The sequence below is a fragment of the Tundrisphaera lichenicola genome (assembly GCF_051175385.1).
Classification (GTDB): Bacteria; Planctomycetota; Planctomycetia; order Isosphaerales; family Isosphaeraceae; genus Tundrisphaera; species Tundrisphaera lichenicola.
In genome coordinates this window covers 2,233,070-2,258,730 of the sequence record NZ_CP195106.1, presented here as the reverse complement: position 1 = coordinate 2,258,730, position 25,661 = coordinate 2,233,070, and the positions used below count along the sequence as shown (strand labels likewise).

Sequence of the window (25,661 nt, the reverse complement as noted above, 5' to 3'; positions counted from 1 at the left end):
AGCAAGCCGGGCTTCTTCGGATCAATGGTCGGACGACTGGGCGAGTTTCTTCGTTTCGGGATGGACCGGGGTCCCGTCTCCGAGAGAACCGTTGTATCGCGTAATCACTTGATCGTCGGTCGAAAGCCCGCTGAGGATCTCGGTTTCGATCCCGTTGTCATTGCCAACTTTCACGGGAACTTCGTGTGCCTTGCCATCGCGGACGACGAAGACGGCACCCTCTCCAGTGCCAGACTGCTTGGTCAGTCCCGACGAGGGGATGGTCACACTCCCTGGTGAAGCGGCCTGTAGCGTGACGGTGATCCGCCCATACATCCCCTCATTCAGCTTTCCATCGGGGTTGGGCAGATCGACTTCGGTCCTCATATTGCGGCTTTCGGGGTCCTCGGTCTCGGAATACCGAGAAACCACCCCGGTGAAGGTCTGGCCGGGCAAGGCGACGATCTGGAGGACAGCCTTGTCTCCCTTGTTGACGAATGGGACGTCGACATCGGGTACGGGCAAAACGACCCGCATCAGGTCGGTCCGGGCCACGGCCAGTACGGGAACGATCCCACCCTCCGAGGCCGAGCGGATGAAGTCTCCGTGATGGAAGCTTCGAAGCGTGACGACGCCGTCCAGGGGAGAAGTGATCCGAGTGTAGTCCTGCATGACCTTGGCCTTGCCCAGATTGGCCTTGGCGACCTCGACGTTTGCCTGGGCCTCGATCAGGTCGGCCTGGGCCTCCTCGACGAGTGCAGCCTTGCTGATCTTGGCAGCCTTGGCCGAGCTGACCTCGGCCTGGGCAACTCCGACATCAGCCTTGGCGACGTCAAAGCGATCCTTCTGTTCGTCCTGTAACTTCTCTTCGACGGCATTTCGCGCGACCAGACCTGCGATGCGTTTGAGTTGCTTCTCCTGGAGCTCCTGATTGGAGACCTTCGCAGCCACCTGGGTCTCGGCCTGCTTGACCTGGGCCTCGGCGGCGTCTTGCTCGGCCTGAGCGCTCCGGATCTTCGCCTCGGCAACCTTGACCTTGGCCAGGGCCTGATCCAGGGCCGCCTCGTTCTGCTCGACGGCCTTGTCGATCTCGGGATCTTCGATGATCGCGAGGACTTGACCCGTCTTTACTCGATCACCAATGTCGACGTTCTGTTCTTTTAAATATCCAGATATTTTCGCATAAAGCGATGCGTGTTCGAAGGCGTGGACGGAACCCGCCTGGGATGTCGTCCGTTCGACGCCACCTTGCCGGGGATGGGTCACTTCGACGGGCAGCCCGGTCCCCGAATCTGAGGGATGAGAAGCGGAAGCGGAGTGTACCGATGGCTCCTGCTCGTCTGATCCCGAGTAATGACGATAACCCGCCCACGAGAGCCCGGCCAAGACCGCGATTCCGACCAACCAACCCATATACTTCCGGCGTTTCACCGGGGGCGATGAGGGACGGGGCCCCGAGCTCGATGGTCCGTGCTGTGGCCTCGGGATGGTAGCAACCGCCGAATCACTTTGTTCATGCACGATCAATCCCCTCCTGATGGTGACTTGATGCCTGGAAATTGAATTATGATGATGGATGCGCGAAGAAATTCACCCTCGGATTTTTCACTCCGAGAGTAAAACGCAGATCGTCGTCGAGGAGAGCTCGCCCGAGAGGGACGCGATGGCCCGACTCTCAACAGCGAAGGCGAATGGTCAGTGGGAGTGGTAGAGGCAGGCTGGGCCGATGAATCGGACGCCATGCGTGAAAGGCTTCGGCGAGAATGCCGAAGGATGGAGGGGAGAGTCGATATCGTTCGGGCTCTTCGTCAGGGATCGCCGAGATTTCCTCGATGGATCGATCCTCGACCTGCTGTGAGACAGAAGTGTCCGAGCGAGGCTTTCCGGCAGGACGTGCATTGATCGTGGGATGGGCTCGATCAATGAGCGCGTCTGATGAGCGTTCCGTCGGGCGAAGGATCGAACCGATCCCCGCCATGAGAATCGCGAAGAACACGAGTGCCGGTCCACGTACTCGCGACACTATGCATCCCCGATTAACCAGGAAATCTTTTTTCAGTCTATTCTTGAAAAGTCGCCAGGTCAACGGCGCCCGAAGAGTATTACTCGCAATAGGCGTAGCGTGTCAGGTCCGTATTCATCCTTGCGATGCCCCGACGATGGTCGTGTTACTCATCTCTATTTCGCGTAATCGCATGAATGTGCAAAATTCCTAATGATAGGATTGCCACGCTTGACTCCCGAGCGTATGATTCGTGAACGATTTCAACTCCCCGTTGATCTCACCTTGACCCATAACGCGCATGGGTTGCTCGACTCCGAATTCCGGAGCTCAGTGAATGCCGAATCGGCCTTCGCGAATTTTGACGCTCGTTCTCCTCCTCGCAGCGGCATTGCCGCCGCCTAGGATGTCAGAGATCGTCTTCGCGGATGCCCCTCGGCTAGCCTCTCATCACAATAAGAAATCAGCTCACACCTACGGCCGCTACCGCATCAATTCCCCAGCACGAATCGATTCTTGCCTTTCGATGGCAAGATTTGCGCGAGGTAATGCCTTTCCCAAGGGTATTCGCCTCCACATCACTCGCATTCGATTCATTAACAACGACAGCGTACCAACCTTCGCATTTCCTTCCCCCATCATCCACTCGACCGACCGGCTGCGCTGCTAGCCGACGACGTTCGAGCCCTATGTGCATGGGATTGATCTCCTTCATGCGCCCAAGGTGCCTCGCTCCGTCGCGTCCCCATCTTTCAACTTGTGGCTCCTTCTCCGGAGGTCATGTGGACCGATGAACGGATTGATCCGCGCATCACTCGGGAACCCTTATGCAGTAACGGTATTCTGCCTCACCATCTTACTGATCGGCACACTCTGCCTCTTCATGATCCCGGTCGATATTCTGCCGGTTTTCAAAAGCCCTGCGGTGCAGGTGCTGACCTTCTACGGCGGCATGCCGGCTGAAGGTATGGAGAAGGACATCACCAGTCGAATGGAACGTTGGGTCGGCCAGGCGAATGGGTTGGCACGACAGGAATCGCGATCCATCGTGGGTGCCAGCATCGTCCGCGATTATTTCCAGGGGGACGTCGATCCCAACGGAGCGTTGACCCAGGTCAACTCACTCGCCCTTGCCTCGGTGCCCAATCTTCCGCCGGGGACGTTGCCGCCGGTGGTCTTGCCCTTCGATCCGACCAGCTCGACACCGATCGGCCTGGTCGCCCTGAACAGCGAGACCGAAGGCGAGTCGACCCTTTATGACGTCGGTCGATATGAAGTTCGAAACATGATCATGGCCTTGCCAGGGGCCGTGGCTCCGGTGGTCTACGGCGGCAAGGTCCGAGCGGTCATGCTTTACCTCGACCGCAACAAGATGCAGGCTCGGGGCCTCTCGCCGCTCGATGTCATGAAGGCGATGGATAATTACAACGTCTTCCTGCCGGCCGGCGACGCCAAGTTCGGCGGGACCGACTATGCGATCGACTCGAACTCGATGTATGACTTCGTCGAGAAGATGGGCGAGATCCCGCTCCGGACCGTCCACGGCAATGCCGCTTTCATGAGGGACGTGGCGACGCCCAAGGACGACTCGTTCATCCAGACGAACATCGTTCGGGTAAATGGCCGCAAGCAGGTCTACATCCCCGTATTCCGACAGCTCGGCTCCAGTACTCTGAAGGTAGTCGACAATATCAAGTCTTCGCTGGCGGGCATGAAGGCTAAATTGAGCAAGCCGGGTATCGACCTGAAGTTGGTGATGGACCAGTCGGTCTACGTTCGACAGTCGATCTCCAGTCTCGTGCAGGAAGGCATCCTGGGGGCAATCCTCTGTTCGCTGGTCATCCTGTTGTTCCTCGGCCAGATCAAGATGACAGCGATCGCGATCATGACGCTTCCTCTGGCGGTCATGTCGGCGGTGGTCTGCCTGCTGGCCACGGGCAACACGATCAACGTGATGACTCTATCGGGACTCTCGCTGGCGATCGGGCCGATGGTCGATAGCGCGATCATCTGCCTGGAGAATACCCACCGCCACCTCGGACTGGGAGCCTCGCCCGAAGAGGCTGCGTACAAGGGGGCCAGCGAGGTCGCCCTTCCCGAGCTGGTCGCCACGCTCTGCACCTTCCTCGTGCTGGCGCCACTCGCCCTGATGCCTGGCCTCGGGGCATTCTTGTTCCGGCCGATGGCCCTGGCCGTGGCCTTCGCGATGATTTCCGCTTATGTCCTCTCTCGGACCTTCGTCCCTTCCCGAAGTGCCATGTGGCTCTCGGCACACGAGCACGGTGATGATCACGGAAAAGGATTCATCGGCAAGGCATTCGCTCGCTGGGAAGCCGTGATCGATCGGGCGATTGCCCTTTATGTGAAGGGTCTGGACGGCGTCATGAAGCGTCCCCGGACGACGATCGCCCTGGCGTTCGGACTTCTGGGCCTCACTCTCTTCGTGATGAGCCCGATCATTCGACGCGAGTTCTTCCCCGAGGCTGATGCGGGGGCCTTCGAGATGGCGGTCCGTGCTCCCAGCGGGACGCGGATTGAAGTGACCAACCAGCGAGTCGACGAGGTCGAAAAGTTCCTCCGAGCACAGATCCCCGAACATGACCTCGAGTTGATCGTCTCCGAAATCGGTGTCACGGCCGACTGGTCCGCCGCCTACACTCAGAACGCCGGACCGATGGATGCGATGATCAAGGTACAGCTCGCCGAGCACCGCTCGCATTCGGCCCAGGAGTATGCCTCCAAGGTCCGGACTGCGGTGGCCAAGGAGCCGCGATTCTCCAATCTCGAATTCGCCTTCGATACGGGAGGTCTCATCCGAGGCGCCCTGAATGAAGGAAAGTCCACCCCGATCAATATCCGGATCACCGGCAAGAACCTGGCCAAGCCTGCCCAAATCGCCGCCCTGATCCAGTCCAAGGTCAAGAAGATTGATGGCGTCGTCGATTCCCGGATCCTCCAGCGGCAGAACTATCCCGAGTTCATCGTCAATGTCGATCGGACCAAGGCCGCCGACCTGGGCATGACCCAGGAAGAAGTCATGAGGAATGTGGTTGCGGCCCTGAACTCGTCGATCACCTTCAATAAGAAGAACTTCTGGATCGATCCGAAGAGCCACAATCAATACTTCGTCGGGGTGGCTTATCCCGAGAAGGAAATCACCTCGATCGACACGATGCTCGATATTCCCATCACCGGGGCTCTCAAGGGAGAACCAGTCCCGCTCCGGACCCTAGCAAATGTCACGCGAACCACGGTCCCGACCGAGATCACGCACAACAATATCCAGCCCTCCATCGACCTGACGATGGGAGTCGAGGGGCGCGACCTCGGGCACGTCGCGGACGACATTGCGAAGCTACTCGAAGAGTTCGGCAAGAAGCAGCCAGACGGAAGCTGGGCACCTTATGAGCCGTCGTCCCTGGAATCGGGCACTCGTGAGTTGATGACGGGATCGAAGATCCTGCTGAGTGGCGAATATTCCCGGATGCAACAGACTTTCCGCGACCTCGGAATTGGGCTGATCCTGGCGGTCATCCTGATCTACTTTCTTATGGTCGCGTTGGTCCGCTCCTACGTCGTCCCGCTCTGCGTCATCTTGGTGGTGCCTTTGGTTCTCATCGGCGTCCTGCCGATGCTGTACCTGACCGGGACGGCGATGAATGTCCAATCGCTCCTGGGAGTGATCTTCATCGTGGGCATCTCGGTCTCGAACACCGTTCTGCTGACCGACTACGCTCAGGAACTGCGCAAGCACGAGCAGCTCTCCGTTTTCGAGGCAATCCGCAAGGCGGCCTCGATCCGCGTGCGCCCGGTCACCATGACGGCGTTGGCGGCCTTCTTCGCCATGATTCCCGCTGCGATGGCCATTGAGAGAGGCTCCGAGGCGAACGCACCGCTCGCCCGAGCGATCCTCGGAGGCCTGATGGCGGGAGGTCCTGGTACTCTATTCGTCCTCCCTTGCCTCTATATGCTCATGGTCAAGGATAAACCCGAGAATATCGACTTCGTGCCGAGCGAGAGAGATTCGAACGGACACGGTCACGAATCGCAGTCCGCTCATTCCGATCACGGTTGAGTTAGCCGGAACATTCCGGACAACCTCTCGACCTTCGGGGGGGAGGATGGGATCAACCTTGTAGAGAATTGCCCCCCTTTACAAGGAATCTCGTCCCCCCCTCGAATTGTCTTTGAATGGGCTCAACCTCGACCAAGGGTCGTTCATAGCGAACCGGATCGAGGTCCCGCCCATCGACGATTCCTGATCGATTTGACCGCGGTCCCAATCGAGTGCTCGATGCGAACCATGAGTCGATTGTAGTACCATTTTATGCGAATATGTATATTGTGTTTACGTGATGGAGTCGCTGGGGGTCGCCGGTCTGGTCGAGCGACCACCCGACCGGGGACGGCCGGGCGATCCTCGTATTTCGATCATGATTAGGACGGGATCGGACAGGGTCAAGCTTTCAAGGCGCCACGATCCCGGGCGGACTACGGACGAGGGCTCCCATCATGTCCACGATTGAAATTTCCAGCGGTTACGAGGCCATTCTCACGTTCTGCCTGCATTTCCAGTTTCGATGGATGGGAGACCACTGGAAGCAGGAGATCGCCTCGGTCGGTGGTTGCGAGGCGATACCTCGGATCTGGTCGATCGAGGGATTGGTCTCGGATGATGCACCGATCAGGCCGGCCAGTCCTGCTTATCAGATCCTCAGCATCGACCAGCAACGTCCGGATCTTACCACCGCCCGACTGGAGGGCCGAGCGGGCCCCCACCATTACTCGGGCCGCTTGACCTTCGAAGAGAAAGCCGATGAGGTTGTGATCAACGTCGAAGTGATCGATCGTTGTACAAACGTTGGCAAGCCCCTGACCGCTACGTATTTGATCGAATCGTCGAGTGGCCATCTCCATCCCGATCACGATTCCTCGGTCAGGATCACCTGGCCGCACCCGGATACCCACCTGGTCTTCGAGGCCGATCCACCAGCCCGGGTCGAGGCCCAGGAGGCGGGGATGGGCACGATTCGCCTCAAGGCCGTTGTCGAACCCGACCCCTCGGCCAAGGTTCAAACACTCCATTATCGATGGCGGTGGATCACCACACCTGGACACCAGATCTGGAATCGTGACGTCTGAGATTTCGACTCGGCATTAAGGGCAGCGAGTCGATCTCGATCGTTCACCGTGACCGCCGATTTTGCGAGATTCGGCCGATCGGAGACAGTCCATTCCCACTCTCGGGGAGACCTCCCTATTCTCCGGACTGCGAAGGGCCTGTCTTCCGGGTCCTGATTTCTTTAGAATATCGGATGGTCGTTTCCGGGGTCGAAGGTTTCGCAGGCAGGGGTCGACGCGTTGAAAGTCCTCGTGATTGGAAAGGGGGGGCGGGAGCATGCCCTCTGCTGGAAGCTCAAGCAGTCGAGACGGGTCACCGGGGTTTTTTGTGCGCCAGGGAACGCGGGGACCCACCTCGACGTTCAGAACGTCGCGATCGAGACGGGAGACACCCGGGCCCTGATCCAGTTCGCCAAGCGGGAGGGGATCGGTCTGACGGTAGTGGGACCGGAAGAACCGCTCACCAACGGTATCGTCGACGCCTTTCAACGCGAGGGGCTCCGGATCTTCGGGCCGAGTCGGGCTGCGGCCGAACTGGAAGGATCGAAAGTCTTCGCCAAGGAGCTGATGCGGCAAGCCGGGATCCCCACCTCTGACTATCGACTTTTCCGGTCGGCACCCGATGCCGAGCATTACATCCTCTCGCGCGAAGTCTCCCTCGTCGTCCGTTCGAAAGGACGATCGACGATCCGGAATACCTTGCTTTGTCGGACCGCCCAGGAAACCATCGACGCGATCGACCGGATCATGGACCCCCGCGAGATGTTGGGGCCGGGCGTCCAGGTTGAGCTCGAAGAGAAAGGACAGCGTCGGGCCTTCAGGACTGCGGGCGAGGCGAAGGAGTACGTCCTGGGTCGCCCGCTCGGGATGGTCCTGAAAGCCGACGGGCTGGCCTCGGGCAAGGGGGTTTTCGTCTGCGATAACCTTCGTCAGGCGCTCGAGGCCATTGATCTGGTCATGGTTCGCCGGGTGTTCGGCAAGGCGGGCGACCGCCTCATCCTGGAAGAGCGGCTCGACGGTCAAGAGACGAGCATCCTCGCCCTGACGGATGGTCGGACGATCGTCCCGCTCGTCTCCAGCCAGGACCATAAACGGGCTTTCGATCACGATGAAGGACCGAACACGGGCGGCATGGGGGCCTATTCTCCGGCCGAGATCGTCACTCCTGAGTTGATGGAACAAGTCGAGCGCGAGATCCTCGTGCCCGCCATCCACGCCTTGAAGCGGGCGAGAAGGCCCTTCCGTGGTATCCTTTACGCTGGCCTTATGCTCACCAATCAAGGACCTAAGGTCCTCGAATTCAACGTCCGGTTTGGTGACCCGGAATGCCAGGCGATATTGATGCGACTGAAGTCAGACCTTCTCGACGCTCTCGAAGCCGTCGTCGACGAGCGACTGGATCGCGTCGAGTTGCAGTGGGATCCCCGGCCGTCGGTGACCGTGGTCATGGCTGCCGAAGGCTATCCCGGGTCTTACGAGCGTGGACGGGTGATCAATAACCTGGATGAAGCCGAGCGTATGGCCGATGTGAAGGTCTTCCACGCCGGGACCGCGTTGAGGTCGGATGCCTCCCTGGGGCGAGACGGTCGGGTCGTGACCGATGGCGGTCGGGTCCTGGATGTGACGGCCCTCGGTGACTCCCTGGCCGAGGCCCAGGCTCGGGCTTATGAAGCAACTCGCGCGATCCGCTTTAATGGCGGGTGGTATCGTCGGGACATCGCCGATCGAGCCCTCAAAGGCTCCCAATCCCCCACGGAATGACGGGCCAGAACCCTACCCTGTCCTCTGAGTAGTCACCTCAAGACCTTCGCCTAGCTTCCATCCGTCCCCCATCTTGAGGAAGGGGGCGGATGCGAAGTTGAGCCGGTCGATCCTCCCGGCAATTGGATTCGCCGAGGATCAGGCCTTGGCTGTTTTGGCCGTGTTCTTCGGGTAGACAACCGGGATCCCGGGCAGGCTCTGAGGAGTCCCGGGCGGTGCCAGGGGAGGCTCGACAACCCTCGGCGGCGAAACCGGTCCTCGGGTCAGCTTCACGCTCTTCGCGTAGAATGCCGTGGTCGGACTATCCGGGGTCGCCGTGGAGTTGTCGATCGAACCCTGGACACGAGCCTCGATCTTCCCGAGCGGCAGGAGGGCATCCTGCGGGTTGCCGAAGGTCTGATCGTTCGAGTTGATCAGTTGGGAGATCGGCTGATCCGACGCGGCAAAGACCGAGTTGGTCACGTTGCCGGAGACGAATGCGGTGATATTCCCGTTCGCCTGGGCCGTCGGAGTCGGGATCGTGGCCGCCTGGCTCAGCTGGAGATTATTGATGTTTTGCTGCACATTCCCGGCGACCGAGGCCAGGCCCTGAACGTAGCCCGAGAGGAATGTGGAGTTCGTGGCATCGCCGCCGAGCATGATGTCGCCGATCTGACGGTCGGTGACGACTCTCGAATTGACCGCACCTCGATTGGCGAACAAATTCTGGATCGTGTGAGTCAGGATCGTGGTCGTATCCAGCCCCTTGCCGAAGTACAGGTTTCGCGAGCCGTTGGCGGCCAGCAAGTTGACGTTATTGGCCTCGCCGCCGACGTAGAAGTTGGCAATCCTGTCATTCGTGACTGCCGAGAAGTTGGTCGCGTTTCCGCCAACTCGAATGAACCCGAAGGCGCCCGTCAGGGCATTGACCGGATCGGGGTACGAAGACACGATCGTCCCGGCGTTGAAGCTCGCGGCCGCCGGTGGGATCGTGGTATTGCCGTCGATCTCGTTGGCCTGGAAAAGGTTAAGCCTCCCGGCGACGTCAAAGATCACAGTGTTCTGGGTGGGAGAGTTGGTCGTGCCGGTGCTAGAGGTCGTCCCGGCCTGGTCGCTTGAGATGGACTTGTTGATGACGATGCTGGTCCCGATCCGGGAGGGAAGCCCCAGACTGACCAGGAAGACGTCATTCTGGCCGTCCTGGGTGACACTCTGGGTCGGGTCGGTCCCGAAGAAGGCGGTGGTGTCCACCCCACCGAACCGGAGCGAATTGATCCCGTCGGGGATATTGATCTGCGCCCGGGGCTGCCCCGTCGATGTCGATGTCGTAGGATCAGTCACGCCCAGATAGAAATCGGGGATGTTGATCGACTTGATCCCCAGGCCCGCCACGCCGCCGACGGCCCTGAGCGAGCGATTGGTCTGCTGATTCAGTTCCTGGAAGAAGACCTCTCCCGTGCTCCCGGCCGCCTTCTTGACCGTGGCGGTGAGCCGGCTGGTCGTCGGGTCGGTCCCGGAAATCGTGATTGACTTGATCTCGCTCGCCGAGTTGAGCGGTGCGGGATTGCCCGAAGCATCGTCCTGCTTGAGCACCTGCAACGTACCCTTCCCGGACAACTTCAGGGTCCAGACGTCCCCCGCCGTGTTCATGCCCGTGACCGTGGCCGCGAGCAATTTACGCCCCTCCAGACCCTCGGCCGAGGGACGGAAGGCTCGCGACTGCCCTGGGTGCTTCCGCATCGACATGGAACAGACTCCCTTGCTCAAGGCTCGCGTCCGGAGACCGGGCCACCAGATGATCTGAACTCGATCCCGGAGCCTACTCGCCCCGGGCGGCCCCAACCATCCGATCCCCTCAAGGCCGCCGGCGGTCGCGTCCCCGACCGATCGTCCCGTACGTGCCACGAACCCTCGACCGACCATCGGACCCGTCGACTTGTATCGGACGCACTATCCTTCCACTTGAATTATTCGGTAAAATCGCACGATCCGCTAAGGCCGTAGCCAATCCATGGACGCTCCCAAGCATGCAACCGTGGGAGAAAGCACGCACGGACCCGGTCTCGGCCGACGATCCGGCGGAAGAAGGGCTTGATGAAACGATCTCCGAGCATCCGGAAGCGACCGGCCTTCCACATCACCCTGCCTAGGGCCTCGAGGCTCTACCGACTTGTCACGATGCTGGCCAGCGGCCCGGCGGTCCGGGAGGCGCTGCTGGACTGCCTTTCCATCGGCCTCCGGACCTTCTATCGCGAGATCGATCTACTCAAGCGCTGCGGGATCCGGGTCCGGCGCGACGGCAAGGCTTACCAGCTTACATCCACGATCTCCGAGGCCGAGGAACGACTGCCGTTCCCCGACCCCCAGCTCAGCTTCGCCGAGATGGCCGAGCTATCCCGCCAGGCCGGTGACGCCGCCGGGCGGCTTGCCGAGATCTACCAAGGGGTCGTCCAGCCACCGGCCCCGGCCCCGAGAAAGGGTAGGAAGAAAAAGGTGGAAGGAAAATAATCGGGGCCAGCCTCCGATCCCGCTCCATCGAGCCCCACTCTGCTTGACGTGTTTGTGCGTCCATTCTATACTCCTGTTCATGAGAACCCCGACGGCGGTGGGCCATCTGGACGCCGATTGCTTTTACGTCTCGGCCGAACGAGTCCGCGACTCGTTCCTGCTGGGCAAGGCGGTGGGCGTGCTCGGCAATCAGGGAGCGTGCGTGATCGCCAAGAGCTACGAGATGAAGGCGGCCGGCGTGAAGACCGGCGAGCCGATCTGGGAGGCTCGGGCCAAGTGCCCCGAGGGGGCCTACGTCAAGCGCGACTTCCGCTGGTACGAGGTCCTCAGCCGGGCCATGCTCGAGCTGGTCCGCGAGGTCTCCTCGCAGGTCGAATATCACTCGATCGACGAGTTCTTCTTCCGGGCCTCGCCCCTGCCGGGTCGGTCATTCCAGGAGACGGCCGAGGCGATCCGCGACCGGATCTGGGAAGCGATTCGGGTCCCGGTGAGCGTCGGGATCGCCCGGACCCGGACCCTGGCCAAGTTGATTTCCGACGCCGCCAAGCCGTCAGGGGCCTCGGCTGTCCTCGACCGGGCTCGCGAGACCGAGCTGATGGCCGATCGCCCGGTCACCGAGATTACCGGGATCGCCGGTCGGAGGGCCCGTCGGCTCCTGCCCTGGAACATCCAGACCTGCCTCGACCTGGCCCACGCCGACCGACGGCTGATCCGCGAGCTTCTGACCGCCTCGGGCGAGGCGCTCTGGTGGGAGCTCAACGGCGAGGCCGTCCAGCCGATCCACCCGGCCCGACCCGCGCACCGGGCCCTCTCCCGCGGCGGGAGCTTCGGCGACGCAACTCGCGATCCGATCATTCTTTATGCCTGGCTGGTCCGGAATCTCGAACGGCTGATCGAGGAGCTGGAATTCCACGGCGTCCAGGCGGGCCGGCTCACGGTCTGGGTTGGCTACAAGGATGGCCAGTCGGGTCTGGGGCAGGTCGGCCTGGCGATCCCGACCGATCGCTTCGACCTGCTTCTGGACGCCGCACGCCCTTGCCTCCGATCGGCCTGGATCCCGCGCGTGCCGGCGTCCCGGATGCAGATCATCGCCGAGCACCTGATCCCTCGGTCCCGGGCCCAGCTCGGCCTCTTCGATCGTCCCGAGGCCGCCGCGCGAGCCACGGCCGTCGCCCGGATCAAGCGGGAGATCAACCTCCGGCACGGCCGATTCGCCGTCCGGAGCGCCGCAACCTTACCGCTGGCCTCGATCTACCAGGATTCTGCCAATGGCTACGATATCTGCGACATTCGCGGGAAAAGCTGTTTCTAGCCCCATGACTCACGAGTAACTTCCGCTCCAACGTCCCTCAACACACGATGTGCGCCGGGATCACCTTGGCATGGAGCGAACTGCCCACGGAATTGATCGGGCGCCACGGCTTGCATCGCCGCGCCCACGATCGGGGCGGCGAGAAGGAGGTCCAGTTCCTCTTCCGGGACCGGCGGCCCCGGCTTCCGATCTGGCGTGATGGCCGGCTCCAGGTGGTCCGCTGGGGTAACAGTCGGGGGCAGAGCCGATTCTTGCCCCGGACCGGCTGGACCTGGCTCTCGACGATCAACGAGGGGGGCTGGCAGAATGCCAACGCCATCCCCGTCGACATCCCGGCGACCCTGGCCCTGGAGCGCGGGATCTGGTACCGGGTCCGTCAGGGAATCCGAGGCCTGCTCGTCCCCGACGAGCGCGGGATCGCCGTGGCGTATATGATTTGCGAGCCGGCCACGCACTATTATCAGGTCATGACCCGATCCGACCGGATGCCCGTGCTGATCGAGGAACGGATCTGATCTACTGGCCTTGCCGATGAGCCAAACACGGCGAAGCCCACCAGCATCAGGAATTGCTGGCGGGCCTCGCTTGATCGAAAGTTCCGGATGCGGGGAATCAGGCCTACCGGACGATCGCCTGGAAGGTGACCGACCCTTCGGAGCCCGGGGCGATGGCCCCGGGGAGGTCATATCGAAGTTCCAGGGCCCCGGCCCGATTCTCGCCGAACGTGAAGACGGTGCCCGCCGGACCCTGGGCGGAGCCGGGGACGTATTCGAGGCGAGGCAAGAGGCTGTCGGTGATCGAAACGGCCCGGATTGGGATATTGCCCATGTTCCGGTAGTTGATCGTGTAGGTCAGGGTATCGCCCGGCTCGGCTTCCTCGGCGTTGACTCGCTTGACCACGGCCAGGCCGGGCTTGCCGGGCGGTTCCTCGACGCCGGTTATATCCAGGGGAGGCCAGCTCATCACCGATTCGTTGGCCCCCTGAACGACCCCCGTCACGACCAGTCCCTCGGCGCTCTTGATCCCGTCGATCTTGACCCGCTGCTTGAGCCCATTGGGGGTCTGGACCGCCGACTTCCGATCGGCCCCCTGGACCCCCTGGTGCATGGCGATGTTCAGCCGAGAATCGAATCCGCCCAGGACGCGGACCTCGGAATGCTCGCCCGCGAAAACCCGAGTCGAGAGGCCGGTGGCCTTGACCCGGAGTCGGTTCATGCCGGCGACCTGGCTCTGGGCCAACTTCTTCGTCCCCTGGCGGGTCGCGGACAGTTCCTGCCGCTGGAGCCACTCCGCCTTGTAAGCCTGGGCGGAGTTGAGCGACTCGGAGACCCCGACCGCCACCCGGACCGAGGCAAACCTCGGCGCGTAAACGCAGACCACGTTAGTGGGCAAGACCCGGGGACGATCACCTGCATTGAAGTTGACCACGGTGTCGCGCGGATCAATCCCGGCCAGTCCGCCATTCCCGGCGAAGTGGATCGGTTCGTCGCGATCACCTCCATCGCAGAGGAACTCGTCGCGAGGCATCCAGGGTCGGCCGGGGGGGGGCGGGGTCCCGCAGACCGGGCCGCAGGGGAGCTTGCAGGCTCCTCCGTCGGAACCCGTGAACGGGCAAGGGCTGATGGGCATTCCGATTCCCTGAGGGCCGGCCAGTTCTTCGGGGGTTGGCTGGCGGCCACCAATCCGGACGATGGCCATCACTCGGCCCAGGGCCCTGGCGACCTTGAATGGGTCCTCGGCCGGATTCAGGGTCACGAACGGCGGTTCATCCTTGGGGAGTTTCAGGGGAATGGCCTGATCGGGATCTTCCAGATAAACCACCTGGGTGACCAGTTGGCCCCGGCCCACGGCATCCTCGATATCATCCTCGCGAAAAACGATGCGGATCGGATACTTCGAGGGGTCGATCCCTGGCGGGCGGTGGAGGTGTCCGAGGACTTCGACGACCGGGAAAAGCTCGACACCCGGCCGGTCGGGGATTCCCGAGAGTCGGAGATGGTAGCTGACCCCAACCTTCATCCCGACCGTCGCCAGACCCTTGCCGTCTCCGATGGGTACGGGTTCGCCCGGGGGGCCGAGTACCTCGATACTCATTCCCTCAGCCCCCTGGAATCGGATGACCTGCACGTCATCCGGGAGCACGGGGGCCGGGGGCGCGGCCTCGACTTCGGGCGTGGCCGCGATCGGGGGATTCGCGACCTCGATAGGGGGGTCCTGGGCGATTGAGGGCGAGCCGAGGCCCGCCGAGATCGCCGCGACCAGGGGCAGGGCCAGGCGCGCGGGCCAGCCGGCGACTCGGCGGTTCCATCCTGTTCGGCTCATATCGGTCATCCTTCAACCGGGGTGCGTCCTGCACCCTTGAGGGTCGATGGGGCGTTGTCTCGCGGGTCTGGGCCCGCCCGGGCTTCACTTCGGGAAAGACTTGCGGATAAAGATCGCCGGTTTAGAAGTTCGTTTCAGGATCGAGGATAGCAAAAGGGTCGGGAGACAGATTCTGATCATCCATCCGGGTGAGGTCGGAACATCCCGGGATCCATCAGATTGAACGGGTGATGGGACCGAATTGCCCCGACGGGTCGCGTTTCGAGATCGCGTCCCGCCGGGGCGACGGCCGAGTCCGAGGACGACGAGGGCCGGGTCAGACCCGGCCCTCGATCGTTTCCGTAGCTCAGTAGCCGGGCGGGGGCACGGCCGGGGCGGGGGGCGGGACCGCTTCGGCGGGATCCGGGACCGGCGGGGTCGAGGGCTCGGGGACGGCGGGCGTGACCGGAGCATCGACCGGCTCGTTGACCGGAACCGACGGGGCCGAGATGTCCGAAGGAAAGGTGCCGGGCGGCATCGAGGTGGCCGGGGCGTCGTTGATCATCGGAGCATCGGTCGGCATCGCCGCTCCGGACCCATCCATCTCCAGATTGATCCCGCCGAGGCGGACGATCATCAGGATGGTGCCCCGCTTGTCGGCTTCCAGGACCGGGTCAACCCCGGGCTCCAGGCGGGTCGAGACCAGCGTCTCGACATTGGCGACGGCCAGTTCCTGATAGCGGGGGTCGGGCAGGTAGATCACCTTGGTCACGAAGTTCCCGCCCTCGACCTGGTCGAGGTCCTCGGCGGTGAACTGGACCGGGATCTGATTATGGGTCAGGTAGGCGTCGGTCGCCGGGGTCGAGGGGGCCACCTCGATCGTCGGATACAAAGTCAGGGTGGGCCGGCCCGAGATGTCGGACAGCTTGAGCCGGTAGATGTAACCCTGCATGAAGTTATAGCGGAACGGCGTCGACCGCCCGGGCAGGTAGACCTTCTCGCCTCCGCCGGCGCCGGTCTGCCAGCCGATTTTCAGGTCGCCGGTCCCGCTAGGCCCCCCTGGGCCGAAGAAGACGACCTGGCTCTTTACGTTGGGGAAACGCCGACCGTCCATCGGGCCCGAGCCTGGCCCGCCCATGGGACCGGGCATCATCGGGCCACCTGGCGGGGCCGGACCATCAGCAACGGCCGCGTGACGGAAGAAGTGCAGGCCACCCGCGTGCGCCTTGCCACCATCGAATCCCGTCGTGGCCGAGGCCACGAGGAGCATCACTCCGAGCGAAGTCATCGGACCTCCTTGACTCCCGCAATCGGACCGGGACACTCTGATCGAGCCCGGAACAAGGCGATCGGGGAGAAAGCTCACCATCCTGGATAGACGCGAGGTCGAGCGAGTCGGCTCGGACTTCGCGTCGAGGTCGAACGAAAATCGGCGGCGGGGTTTTGGCCTCCTGGCCTCCGCCCACACGTTCCGCCGGGGTTGCGTCCCACGACGCCTAACGATAGGATCGGGCATTCCATTCCGACCCTTGAGAAAATGGGTTACAACCCGATCATGCCATATTCCCGCCTCATCCCGATGCTGGTCGTCGGCCTGCTCGTCCCCCTGGTCGCCTGGTCGCAGGACCCCGCGCCAGCCACCCAGGCTAACTCGTCAACTCTCGCCAATAACGTCCTCACCGAGACGATCATCAAGCTGAGGCTTCGCGAGAAGATCGCCGCCTCGATCGAGCAGACCGTCGACATGCTGAACCAGAAGTTCAGCCTCGAGGGGAATTATTACAAGGACACTGGACACCGAGTTCGGCTCCAGCTCAATCTCAAGGGGCTGGGCGAGACCGGCTCCTTGATGGCCCAGGTTTGCGACGGCAAGGTCCTCTGGGATTACCAGAAAGTCCTGGGAATGCAGAGCTACCGTCGACGCGACATCACGCAGATTCTCAAACGTCTCGAAGATCCGGCGCTCGATGATCTCTTTCGCAACCTGATCACGACCCAACTCGGCTTCGGCGGTCCCGAGGCGATGCTCACTGGCCTTCAGAAAGCGATCGAATTCGACCAGTTTGCAGACGAGAAGGTAGAAGGAGTTGAAACCTACATCCTGGGTGGCACCTGGAAGGATCGGTCGGGGCTCCTGGGAGCTAATGATCGGCCCCTCCCCCCGACGGCTTCTCTCCCACCCTACATCCCGAAGAATGTCAGGGTTTTCATTCGGAAGGACGACCTCTGGCCTTACCGAATTGAGATGATTGGCCAGGCTCCGTTGCTGCTCCAAGAAAATGTCAAGCAGATCGACCCTGCCACCGGGCGAACGATCGGCGTCAGCAAGGCACCGCCCAAGGTCGATCCGAGTAAAGTCGTCCTGAATTACAAGCTGCTCGATGTTGCCGAGGTCAAACCCGAGCTTTTCGACTTCACCGCTCCGGCCGATGCTTCTTCAACAAACCTCGTCGATGATACCGAGCAATTCCTCGGACAGCTCGATCAGTACATCCAGACGATCGCGGCCCAGAAGAAGGCCGAAGCCGCCAAGGCCGAGGGGGAACTCCTCTTCAAGGCAGCCCCGCTGGATGCCCCGAGCCCATCCATCGATTCGCCGGCTCCCAAATGAACGACGGGCGAGGTCTGATCGGCACCTCGCCCGACCATTGCTCCAATTACTTCGATTCGGCCAAGGCCGTCTCAATGGCCTTGGTCACCTTGGGAGACTCGGGAGCATCTTTCGATTCGAATCGTGCGATGACCTGGCCGTTTCGGTCCACCAGGAACTTGTTGAAGTTCCAGGAGATGTCGCCCGCGAACTTGGGGTCGGTCTTGGGGCTGGTCAGGAACTGGTAGAGCGGGTGGATTCCCTCTCCTTTGACGACGATCTTCGAGTAGAGCGGGAAGGTCACATTATAATTGGCGGTGCAGAACGACTTGATTTCGCCGTTGGTGCCCGGCTCCTGGGCCCCGAACTCGTTGGCCGGGAAAGCCAGAACCTCGAAGCCCTTGTCCTTATACTTCCGGTAGGTGGCCTCCAGCCCCTTGTACTGCGGGGTGTAGCCGCATTGGCTCGCCGTGTTGACGATGAGAAGAACCTTGCCTTGATGGGCCTTGGCCAGGTCGACGGATTTGCCGTCGATATCCTGGACCTTGAAATCCAGCACGGAATCGGGCGTAGATTTGTTGGGCTCCTCAGCTCTCCCGACGCTGGCGGCAAATCCGGCAATGCTGAGCGAGACGACGAATAGCGGTAGGAGTCGATCGATCACGGTGGGATTCCTGGGGCTGTCGGTGGGGACGACCCGCGTCCGACATTAAGTCGGACCGCGGGCACGTCTTGAGCGTGGGTAACAACATCCTTCATGATGCTCCGGTCGAATGGGGAAATCAAGCACTCCAGGAGTTTCGAGGCGGGATCAAGGGAGGCGAGGATGTTCGAGTCATTCACGGCTGGGGCCCTTCGAGTGATGGGGCGGGCCGAGGCACGAGCCCGGGCTCGAGGTTCCGCCGAGGTGGAGTTGATCGATCTGGCCGCCGCCCTGGCCGACGAGTCGGAGAGCCGGGCGGCCGATCTGCTGGCCTCGCATGGACTAGCACCCTTCCGATTGCTCGAATCACTCGGTTTTGATATCGAACCTCCCACCGAGATCGCGGAAGTCCCCGCCACCTCGATCCCAATGTCGACCGACTACCGATCGGCTTTGGGGACCGCCTCGACCAAGGCCAAGGCGTTCGACCGGAATCAGTCGGTGGGGACCGAGCATCTTCTGGTCGCCCTGCTGATGGCCGAGGCCGAAATCAGCGGGGTGCTGGCCGAGGCGGGACTCGAGGTCGAAGTCTTACTTGAGGCGATGACGCGGGCCGAGGCACTCGACTCGGCACCCATTCCCCTGGCTGGCGATATCGCCCCGCTCGAACTCGTGGAACCCGGTCAAGGGGTCGATCTCGCCCGAATCCTCGATGCTTCGGCCAACAGGGCTCGCGAGGGGCTCCGGGTCGTCGAGGATTACGTCCGATTTGCCCTCGACGATCCGATGCTGACCCGGCGGATCAAAGATGTACGGCATCGCCTGGCCGAGGCGGTCCAGGGGCTCGATCTCGGATCTCTCATCGACGCCCGCGATACCCGGGGCGACGTGGGAACCCACATCATGACGCCCTCCGAGCAAGCACGCGAGAACCCAAGGGCTGTGCTGATCGCCAATTTCAAGAGGACCGCGGAGGCTCTCCGATCGCTGGAAGAGTACGGCAAGCTGGTCGACGTCTGGGTCTCGGGACGCTTCGAGGTCCTGCGTTATGACGTCTACACGCTCGAAAAGCTGACGATGACGGCGGTCTCGGCCCGTCGTGGATTTGACGGTGTCCACCTGATGGTCCTGGTGGGGGGACTGCCCACCCTCGGCGACCTGACCTGGGTCGTCGGTGAGGCTCTGGCCGGGGGGGCCGGCGCGATCCAGCTTCGAGAGAAAGGCTTAACCGATCGCGAGTGGCTCACGAGGGCCCGAGAGGTCCGGATCTTGACGGCCCGCGCCGGGGCCCGCTTCGTGATGAACGATCGACCCGACCTGGCCCGACTCGCCGGGGCCGACGCGGTCCACCTTGGTCAAGACGACATGAGCATCCGCGACGCGCGACGAATCGTCGGGCCAGGAACACTCATCGGCGTCTCGACCCACGATCCTGAGCAGATGGAAAAGGCGGTGTTGGAGGGGGCGGGTTACCTGGGCGTTGGTCCTGTCTTCGCCAGTGATACCAAATCGTTCGATGAGCTTGCGGGGCTCGGGTTTGTCCGTAGGGCATCGGAATCGCTCGGACTTCCCTGGTTCGCCATCGGCGGGATCACCGAGGAGAACCTCGACGAGGTGCTCCAGGCGGGAGCCCGAAGGGTGGCCCTGAGTTCGGCGGTCATCCGTGCCGAATTTCCTCGAAAGGCGACCGCCGCGCTCCTGTCACGTCTCGAAGCCGCGTCCTGAGGCGATCCAGGACGAGATGGCCGGTCGATCTCAGACGGACATGGTTCGGGACCGTCGGAACGCTCGCAAGCCTTTCAGGGTCATCAATCCAATTCCGACCAGACTGAAACTCGACTGGCCCGAGGACGGGACGGCCATGATCGCGAAGGCCGGGTCGTAGCTATAAGGCGTGGACCTCCAGGGGCCAGGCCCTCGGCCGGTGTCGAGACGATAGGAGAGATGCCCGGCCTCATAGTAAGGGTTGGACATCCAGGAGAAATACGAGTCGTTCGTCGCGATCGCGACCAGCCAGTACAACTTTGAAGGGTCGAGAAGTGGGTGAGTTACCGAACTGGCAACGACCATCGTGGGTACTTTGGAAAGGCCCGAGAGGTGGATCGTCTCGATGGGAATGCCGGGTGAACCATGATTGTCGGACATGAGTATGACATCGAGCTCATTGATCCCCCCACGGTACGCCAGGCCGAGGATCGCGGATTCGAAGGCGACGGGCAAATCGCTCGCCAGGCCGAATCGGACGGCGTACGAATATCCGGTGCGGGTCACCGCCTTCGGGCCGGTCAGGTTATAAGAACCCCATCCGAATGAGCCATCGTCGGCGAGGTTAGCAGCGACGAACCCGGCCGCGGCAGAATCAGAGGTGTAGAGCGTCAAAATCGCCGTGCACAAGAGGGCTGCAATGGACCAACGTCGTCCTGATGCGTACATGTGACAATTCCTCCGAAGCAAAAGGCCCGAAATATGCCTCCACACCGGAGTTCTGTAGGACGGGGAATGGCCTCTGTCCAGCGATTGAAAGTCAGCGAGATTTCTTCGGCCGCCCTCTCTTTTTGGGGGCCGGCCCGGCCGTCGGCGTGGCGGCTTCGTCTGAAGAGTCCGGATATGACGTCGGAAGCTCGTCCTTGGTGATGATGATCCCCTGAGTCTCGAGCTTCTCGCGCTCGGCCCGAGAGAGCTTGTGGACGAACAACTCGACTAGATGTCCGCCCAGAGGCTTGGCTTTCTGGCCCAGCGCGGCGACCACCCGGGCCACAGTGTTCGCGTCGGGGCATCGGACGACCATGACCTGTCGGACGTTAACCAGTCGAATCCAGCCCGCCCAATCCCGGACCTCTCGAAGGACATTCTCGGGCACACTTACGCTGGCATGCTTCCGGAGCCTGGAGACGATCTCCCCGCCCGATAAACCTTGAGAAGCCGCCCGGACGACCGAAGCCCGAGTGATCCGGAACGTAATCGCCCCTTCACCCAGATGGCCCCGAGTCCTTTCACAAAAAGGAGCCAGGTCGGTGGCAGGCACCGGATCCAGACCGATCACGACGATGCTGAAGTCGGGCTGGACGATGACCCGGGCCTTCCCCGATTCCGAGCCGGCCCCGGCGTCGTATTTTCGACCGAAGTACCCATCGAGGCGCGGAAGTCGCGCCACGCAAATCCGTCCCTTATTGTCGATGGCCAGTCGGATTGCATCGAAGGGTATCAGGCGAGTCACGAGCATTGCCCGAAGCAGGAGTTTGGCGGCTGCTTCCTGACGCTCCGGGAGGCCGGGAATCGCTCGTTGCTGGAGGAAAATGGTCAATTTCGATGCATCTCGACCGGCGATCAGGGGATTCTCTGCCTCGAAGACGAGGTGGTCGATCACACTTTCCCAGTCGTAATATTCCCCGACTTTCAACTGCTGCCAGGCCCGATAGATCGTGTCGCGGAGGGCTTGGCGGTCCTCGGGCTTCAGCTCGGCATAGCCGTAATAGGAGGATGCTGGATTCTTGCCCGTGATGACCATGGCGTGGATTCCCAGGAACAGGGCGTCACCCTGGGTGCTCCCGGTGTCGTATTCGTATCCGTATAATCCTTTTGCTTGCTTCTTGTAAGCAAGAAGAGAATCATAGATGGATTGATACTGCTCCTCCAGCCCAGAGGACATCCATTGCCGACCCTTCGCGGTGAGTCGAAGCTTCACCTGCTTATCGTCCACCTCGGCCTCGACGAAACCGAAGGAGAGTGCATAGTTGTAGGCGTCTTCGACGCGATCCACCTCTTCCTCGCCCGTGAATTTCGCGAGCCAGTCGGGCCAGGGCTGCAGGGAAGCCTGGAGCCTCGGGATTTCCTTCTGGAAGATGCCGCCATCCTGACGGAGTCGAGGCGCTTCTCCGGCCACTTCGAGCAGGAAATCACGGAGATCGTTCACCGAAGTCCCCGCAGGCGGTCCGGTACTTTCGATCCTCTCGGCGATGACGAGCGGTGGGCGGGATCGAGGCTTGCTCGCCTCGATGAGTCGCTCGCGAACGATCGGCAACAAACCCACGACCAAGTCGAGCGTCTTCGGATCGAGATCCTCAAATACCGCCAGGTGGGCCAGTAGCGAATCCAGGGCCTTCACCACGGCGTCGGACTTGGCCGAACGCACCAATCGGGGCACGTCGAGCAGGCGGACCGGCCCCGGGGCCTTGATCAAGGCATCGAGAAGGGCTCGTGCCATCGGCAACTTGGTCGATTCCGCCGCCCAGACCGGCCATCTCGATGTGGTGACATAGTCCGCGAGTCCGGCATCCATTCGCGGATAGTGTTGAATCCCCGCGTCGGAAATGACCCGAGACATGAGCGCTTCGCCCTGGCCGTAGAACGCGAACCTCACATATTTCGCCAGTTCCTCAACGCTCGAATTTTCGAGGAGTTTATGACGATAGATTGTCCGGATCCGGGTCGAAAAATGAGAAGAATCCGCCTGGGGAACGAGCCGGTCTGGCTTGTTGCGCAATCCGGGTTCGACCCGAATGAAGCCTGCCGCGACCAACTCCTTGACCACTTCGTCCGGAATCAGGGTGGCGATGGTGCCCGGCTGATTCTCCGAACCTTGCTTGGCCGTCGCCTTGATTTGAGTGAGAAAGGCGAAGCGAGCCTCCCGCGAGAGTCCGTTCCACTTCGCATCCCACGCGGTTGCCTTCGCGCGGATCCAGGCTTTCTCGGATTCCTCGCGGGGGTCTTGATCTCGCTTCCAGTAATCGTAGGTATAATAGCTCATGTCGCCGACCTCTCCCCGCGTGGGGTGGAAATCGGCCGACCGTCGCTCCTTCCAGGCCGGGCCGATCGAGATATGAGACCGCACTCCGATGTTCGCGATCGGACAATCGGCGAATCATCGCGATTAGCTTACCATCAATCGCCAAGGTAATGGACGCCCCTGAAGGTGGCCGGGGAGCCTCTCCGGGCGTAGGATATCCTTCGAATTCGCCAACATCCCCGCCGAGAGGTTGTATTCATGTCCCTCAATTTGCTGGTCGTCTACGGTTCGGTCCGGATCGATCGGAAGGGATTCGGTCTCGCCCGGTTCCTCGCCTCGACGATCCGAGACCGCGGCCATGAAGCAACGCTCATCGATCCGATGGAAATCTCGCTTCCCCTACTCGACCGAATGTACAAAGAACATCCCAAGGGGGAGGCACCGGAGGTCCTCGAACGCCTGGCCGGTCAATTCCGATCGGCTGACGGCGTGGTGATCGTCTCGGCCGAGTATAATCACTCCATACCCCCGGCGCTCTCGAATCTCCTCGATCACTTCCTCGAGGAATATTTCTGGAAGCCCTCGGCGATTGCCTGCTATTCCGCCGGTCCTTTCGGCGGCGTCCGGGCTGCGATGCAACTCCGGGCCATGCTCGGCGAACTCGGCATGCCCAGCATACCCTCGCTCCTGCCGGTCCCCAAGATCCAGGATGCTTTCTACGAGAACGGGCTTCCCAAGGACGAAGCCTACCGCAAGCGAGCGGACCGATTTCTCGGCGAGTTGGAATGGTATGCCGAAGCCCTTCGTTCCGCCAGAGCCTCGGGTGTGCCCTATTGAACGTCGGGTCCTTGCCCTGCTCCTTCGCCTTCGCGGTCTCGAGAGGTGTCCTGGGCGATCCGGTTGGAGTCCTTCGATGAGTCGCTCGGCACTTCTCATACTTCTGACGATCGCGTCCTCGACCTCGGCGGGCGATCCCTTCTCGATCCAAGTGGTGGATGACCAGACCGGCCGGGGAGTTCCCCTGGTAGAGCTCCGGACGGTCAACGAGATTGCCCTGTTCACGGATTCCCGAGGGATCGTCGCGTTCGACGAACCCGGACTAGTAGGTCAATCGGTCTTCTTTCACGTCAAAAGTCACGGGTATGAATTTCCCAGGGATGGATTCGGCAATCGGGGGCGGTCCCTCGACGTCGTTGCCGGGGGAAAGGCCCAGCTCAAGCTTCGACGGATCAATATCGCGGAGCGCCTCTATCGGATCACGGGGGCGGGAATTTACCGCGATTCTTCGCTAGTAGGGGATCCTTCGCCGATTCGCGAGCCGGTCCTGAACGCGCAGGTCCTGGGCTCCGATAGCGTGCTAAACGCGGTGTATCGGGGTCGCTTGCATTGGTTCTGGGGTGATACGAACCGACCGGGCTACCCGCTGGGCAATTTCCACACGCCGACCGCCGTCTCTCGGCTCCCGACCGACGGCGGACTCGATCCAGACGTTGGAGTCGACCTGGACTATTCCGTCGGGCTCGATGGATTTGCCGCCCCCTCGGCTCGGATGCCGGGCGATGGGCCAACCTGGCTCGACGGCCTCTCCGTCCTGGAGGATCCCAGTGGCGTCGAGCATCTTTTCGCGGCCTTCGCCAAGATCAAAGCTCCCATGGAGGTCTATGCCCGGGGGCTGGCCGAGTTCGATCCCGAGACCCGGCGCTTCTCGAAGATCGCCGATATCCCGCTCGAAACACCCGCCTACCCAACGGGTCACCCGTTCCCCCAAGAGATCCAGGGCGAAAAATTTCTCCTTTTCGCCAACCCTTATCCGACGATCCGGGTCAGGGCTCATCTGAAGGACTTCCAGGACCTCGACCGCTATGAGGCATTCACGTGCCTACTTCCCGGCTCGACTCCGGAAAATCCCCGGATCGACCGGGATTCCGAAGGGATCGCTCGCTACGCCTGGCGGACCGGATCGAAGCCGATCGACCAGGAGCAACAAGCTCGCCTCATCAAGTCAGGGTCACTGAAACCGGAGGAGGGAATCTTCCAACTCAGGGATCCGGAAACCGATCGACCCGTGACGGCCCATCGAGGATCTGTCTACTGGAATGACTTTCGAGAGCGGTGGATCATGATCGCCACCGAGATCGGCGGCAGTTCCTCGATGCTCGGCGAGGTCTGGTTCGCCGAGGCCGACACACCACTCGGTCCCTGGACCTATGCTCGAAAAGTCGTCACTCACGATCAATACAGCTTCTACAACCCCAAGCTGCATCCTTATTTCGCCAAGGAGGACGGCCGGATCCTCTTTTTCGAGGGAACTTACACCGCGACATTCTCGGGAAATACGGTAAAGACTCCTCGATACGACTACAATCAGATCATGTATCGGCTCGATCTCCGGGACCCCCGCCTCAACTTACCTGTGCCGATCTACGACAAGCAGGGCACATTACAACCGAAATCGCCCGGCCACCCCATCGTGTTTTTCGCCCTCGATCGTCCAGGCACGAACACGAGACCGATTGGAAATCCACCCCGCTTTTATGCGCTGTCACTCGATCTGGAAGTGCCGCCCTCGACGACGATCACTCTCTATCAACGTAAAGATGACGACGTCAGCCAACCCACCTATTTCGTTGAGGATGATCCAGCCGCAGGTCTGCCGGGTCGTGCAATCGGCCGGGTCTGGAAAAACCCCTCAAGGATTATCCTGCCAACGATCGAGAAAGGCCCGCTCTGACGACGGGC

At 61.6% G+C, this 25,661-nt stretch carries 17 protein-coding genes; 10 read left to right on the top strand and 7 right to left on the bottom strand.

Annotation, left to right across the window (positions count from 1 at the left end; all coding sequences use genetic code 11):
- Window positions 1-21 precede the first annotated feature (21 nt).
- Window positions 22-1,245, bottom strand: coding sequence for an efflux RND transporter periplasmic adaptor subunit (locus P12x_RS08925; RefSeq protein ID WP_435010515.1), 1,224 nt, complete (start codon window positions 1,243-1,245; stop codon window positions 22-24).
- A 1,526-nt stretch (window positions 1,246-2,771) separates the two neighbouring features.
- Here P12x_RS08925 and P12x_RS08920 point away from each other — a divergent pair.
- The 3 genes from P12x_RS08920 (at window position 2,772) to purD (ending at window position 8,863) form a co-directional block, all read left to right on the top strand.
- Window positions 2,772-6,056, top strand: a complete 3,285-nt coding sequence (locus tag P12x_RS08920; RefSeq protein WP_435010514.1) for an efflux RND transporter permease subunit — start codon at window positions 2,772-2,774, stop codon at window positions 6,054-6,056.
- A gap of 437 nt (window positions 6,057-6,493) precedes the next feature.
- A complete protein-coding gene (locus tag P12x_RS08915) occupies window positions 6,494-7,123 on the top strand; it encodes a hypothetical protein (protein WP_435010513.1) in 630 nt (209 codons plus the stop codon).
- 219 nt (window positions 7,124-7,342) lie between these two features.
- Window positions 7,343-8,863: a phosphoribosylamine--glycine ligase gene (gene purD, locus P12x_RS08910; protein WP_435010512.1), complete on the top strand. Its 1,521-nt coding sequence runs from the start codon at window positions 7,343-7,345 to the stop codon at window positions 8,861-8,863.
- 138 nt (window positions 8,864-9,001) lie between these two features.
- Here purD and P12x_RS08905 read toward each other — a convergent pair whose 3' ends face one another.
- The gene (locus P12x_RS08905) at window positions 9,002-10,588 is read right to left on the bottom strand and encodes a hypothetical protein (protein WP_435010511.1); all 1,587 of its coding nucleotides are present in this window, start codon (window positions 10,586-10,588) and stop codon (window positions 9,002-9,004) included.
- A gap of 348 nt (window positions 10,589-10,936) precedes the next feature.
- On the opposite strand from P12x_RS08905, the gene P12x_RS08900 reads away from it, so the two are divergent.
- The 3 genes from P12x_RS08900 (at window position 10,937) to P12x_RS08890 (ending at window position 13,177) form a co-directional block, all read left to right on the top strand.
- Window positions 10,937-11,350 (top strand): hypothetical protein, encoded by a 414-nt coding sequence (locus tag P12x_RS08900; protein ID WP_435010510.1) that lies wholly within the window; start codon window positions 10,937-10,939, stop codon window positions 11,348-11,350.
- A gap of 97 nt (window positions 11,351-11,447) precedes the next feature.
- Window positions 11,448-12,662 carry a DNA polymerase Y family protein gene (locus P12x_RS08895; RefSeq protein ID WP_435010509.1) on the top strand — a complete coding sequence of 405 codons (1,215 nt, stop codon included), beginning with the start codon at window positions 11,448-11,450 and terminating at the stop codon, window positions 12,660-12,662.
- A gap of 110 nt (window positions 12,663-12,772) precedes the next feature.
- On the top strand, window positions 12,773-13,177 hold the full coding sequence (locus P12x_RS08890; RefSeq protein ID WP_435010508.1) for a hypothetical protein: 405 nt from the start codon (window positions 12,773-12,775) through the stop codon (window positions 13,175-13,177).
- Window positions 13,178-13,280: 103 nt separating this feature from the next.
- Here P12x_RS08890 and P12x_RS08885 read toward each other — a convergent pair whose 3' ends face one another.
- Together P12x_RS08885 and P12x_RS08880 are read right to left on the bottom strand one after the other, a co-directional pair.
- The gene (locus P12x_RS08885) at window positions 13,281-14,984 is read right to left on the bottom strand and encodes a hypothetical protein (RefSeq protein WP_435010507.1); all 1,704 of its coding nucleotides are present in this window, start codon (window positions 14,982-14,984) and stop codon (window positions 13,281-13,283) included.
- 346 nt (window positions 14,985-15,330) lie between these two features.
- A complete protein-coding gene (locus tag P12x_RS08880; protein ID WP_435010506.1) occupies window positions 15,331-16,251 on the bottom strand; it encodes a hypothetical protein in 921 nt (306 codons plus the stop codon).
- A 267-nt stretch (window positions 16,252-16,518) separates the two neighbouring features.
- Here P12x_RS08880 and P12x_RS08875 point away from each other — a divergent pair, with 267 nt between their 5' ends.
- A complete protein-coding gene (locus tag P12x_RS08875; RefSeq protein ID WP_435010505.1) occupies window positions 16,519-17,574 on the top strand; it encodes a hypothetical protein in 1,056 nt (351 codons plus the stop codon).
- 46 nt (window positions 17,575-17,620) lie between these two features.
- On the opposite strand, the gene P12x_RS08870 is transcribed toward P12x_RS08875, so the two are convergent.
- Window positions 17,621-18,217, bottom strand: coding sequence for a glutathione peroxidase (locus P12x_RS08870; RefSeq protein ID WP_435010504.1), 597 nt, complete (start codon window positions 18,215-18,217; stop codon window positions 17,621-17,623).
- A gap of 162 nt (window positions 18,218-18,379) precedes the next feature.
- Between P12x_RS08870 and P12x_RS08865 the strand changes: the two genes are divergently transcribed.
- Window positions 18,380-19,921 (top strand): thiamine phosphate synthase, encoded by a 1,542-nt coding sequence (locus P12x_RS08865; RefSeq protein ID WP_435010503.1) that lies wholly within the window; start codon window positions 18,380-18,382, stop codon window positions 19,919-19,921.
- Between the two features lie 30 nt (window positions 19,922-19,951).
- Here P12x_RS08865 and P12x_RS08860 read toward each other — a convergent pair whose 3' ends face one another.
- Together P12x_RS08860 and P12x_RS08855 are read right to left on the bottom strand one after the other, a co-directional pair.
- Complete coding sequence (locus P12x_RS08860) at window positions 19,952-20,629, bottom strand: hypothetical protein (protein WP_435010502.1); 678 nt, start codon at window positions 20,627-20,629, stop codon at window positions 19,952-19,954.
- A 91-nt stretch (window positions 20,630-20,720) separates the two neighbouring features.
- The gene (locus P12x_RS08855) at window positions 20,721-22,943 is read right to left on the bottom strand and encodes a helicase-associated domain-containing protein (protein ID WP_435010501.1); all 2,223 of its coding nucleotides are present in this window, start codon (window positions 22,941-22,943) and stop codon (window positions 20,721-20,723) included.
- A 237-nt stretch (window positions 22,944-23,180) separates the two neighbouring features.
- On the opposite strand from P12x_RS08855, the gene P12x_RS08850 reads away from it, so the two are divergent.
- Both P12x_RS08850 and P12x_RS08845 read left to right on the top strand, forming a co-directional pair.
- Window positions 23,181-23,759 (top strand): NADPH-dependent FMN reductase, encoded by a 579-nt coding sequence (locus P12x_RS08850; protein ID WP_435010500.1) that lies wholly within the window; start codon window positions 23,181-23,183, stop codon window positions 23,757-23,759.
- A gap of 76 nt (window positions 23,760-23,835) precedes the next feature.
- A complete protein-coding gene (locus P12x_RS08845; protein ID WP_435010499.1) occupies window positions 23,836-25,653 on the top strand; it encodes a hypothetical protein in 1,818 nt (605 codons plus the stop codon).
- Window positions 25,654-25,661: the final 8 nt, after the last annotated feature.

What these genes read in the sequence shown, in the direction of transcription:
- P12x_RS08920 (WP_435010514.1), top strand. Translation starts at nt 2,772, where the DNA reads ATGAACGGATTGATCCGCGCATCACTCGGGAACCCTTATGCAGTAACG.
- P12x_RS08915 (WP_435010513.1), top strand. Translation starts at nt 6,494, where the DNA reads ATGTCCACGATTGAAATTTCCAGCGGTTACGAGGCCATTCTCACGTTC.
- P12x_RS08905 (WP_435010511.1), bottom strand. Translation starts at nt 10,588, where the DNA reads ATGTCGATGCGGAAGCACCCAGGGCAGTCGCGAGCCTTCCGTCCCTCG.
- P12x_RS08900 (WP_435010510.1), top strand. Translation starts at nt 10,937, where the DNA reads ATGAAACGATCTCCGAGCATCCGGAAGCGACCGGCCTTCCACATCACC.
- P12x_RS08885 (WP_435010507.1), bottom strand. Translation starts at nt 14,984, where the DNA reads ATGAGCCGAACAGGATGGAACCGCCGAGTCGCCGGCTGGCCCGCGCGC.
- P12x_RS08880 (WP_435010506.1), bottom strand. Translation starts at nt 16,251, where the DNA reads ATGACTTCGCTCGGAGTGATGCTCCTCGTGGCCTCGGCCACGACGGGA.
- P12x_RS08875 (WP_435010505.1), top strand. Translation starts at nt 16,519, where the DNA reads ATGCCATATTCCCGCCTCATCCCGATGCTGGTCGTCGGCCTGCTCGTC.
- P12x_RS08865 (WP_435010503.1), top strand. Translation starts at nt 18,380, where the DNA reads ATGTTCGAGTCATTCACGGCTGGGGCCCTTCGAGTGATGGGGCGGGCC.
- P12x_RS08860 (WP_435010502.1), bottom strand. Translation starts at nt 20,629, where the DNA reads ATGTACGCATCAGGACGACGTTGGTCCATTGCAGCCCTCTTGTGCACG.
- P12x_RS08855 (WP_435010501.1), bottom strand. Translation starts at nt 22,943, where the DNA reads ATGAGCTATTATACCTACGATTACTGGAAGCGAGATCAAGACCCCCGC.
- P12x_RS08850 (WP_435010500.1), top strand. Translation starts at nt 23,181, where the DNA reads ATGTCCCTCAATTTGCTGGTCGTCTACGGTTCGGTCCGGATCGATCGG.
- P12x_RS08845 (WP_435010499.1), top strand. Translation starts at nt 23,836, where the DNA reads ATGAGTCGCTCGGCACTTCTCATACTTCTGACGATCGCGTCCTCGACC.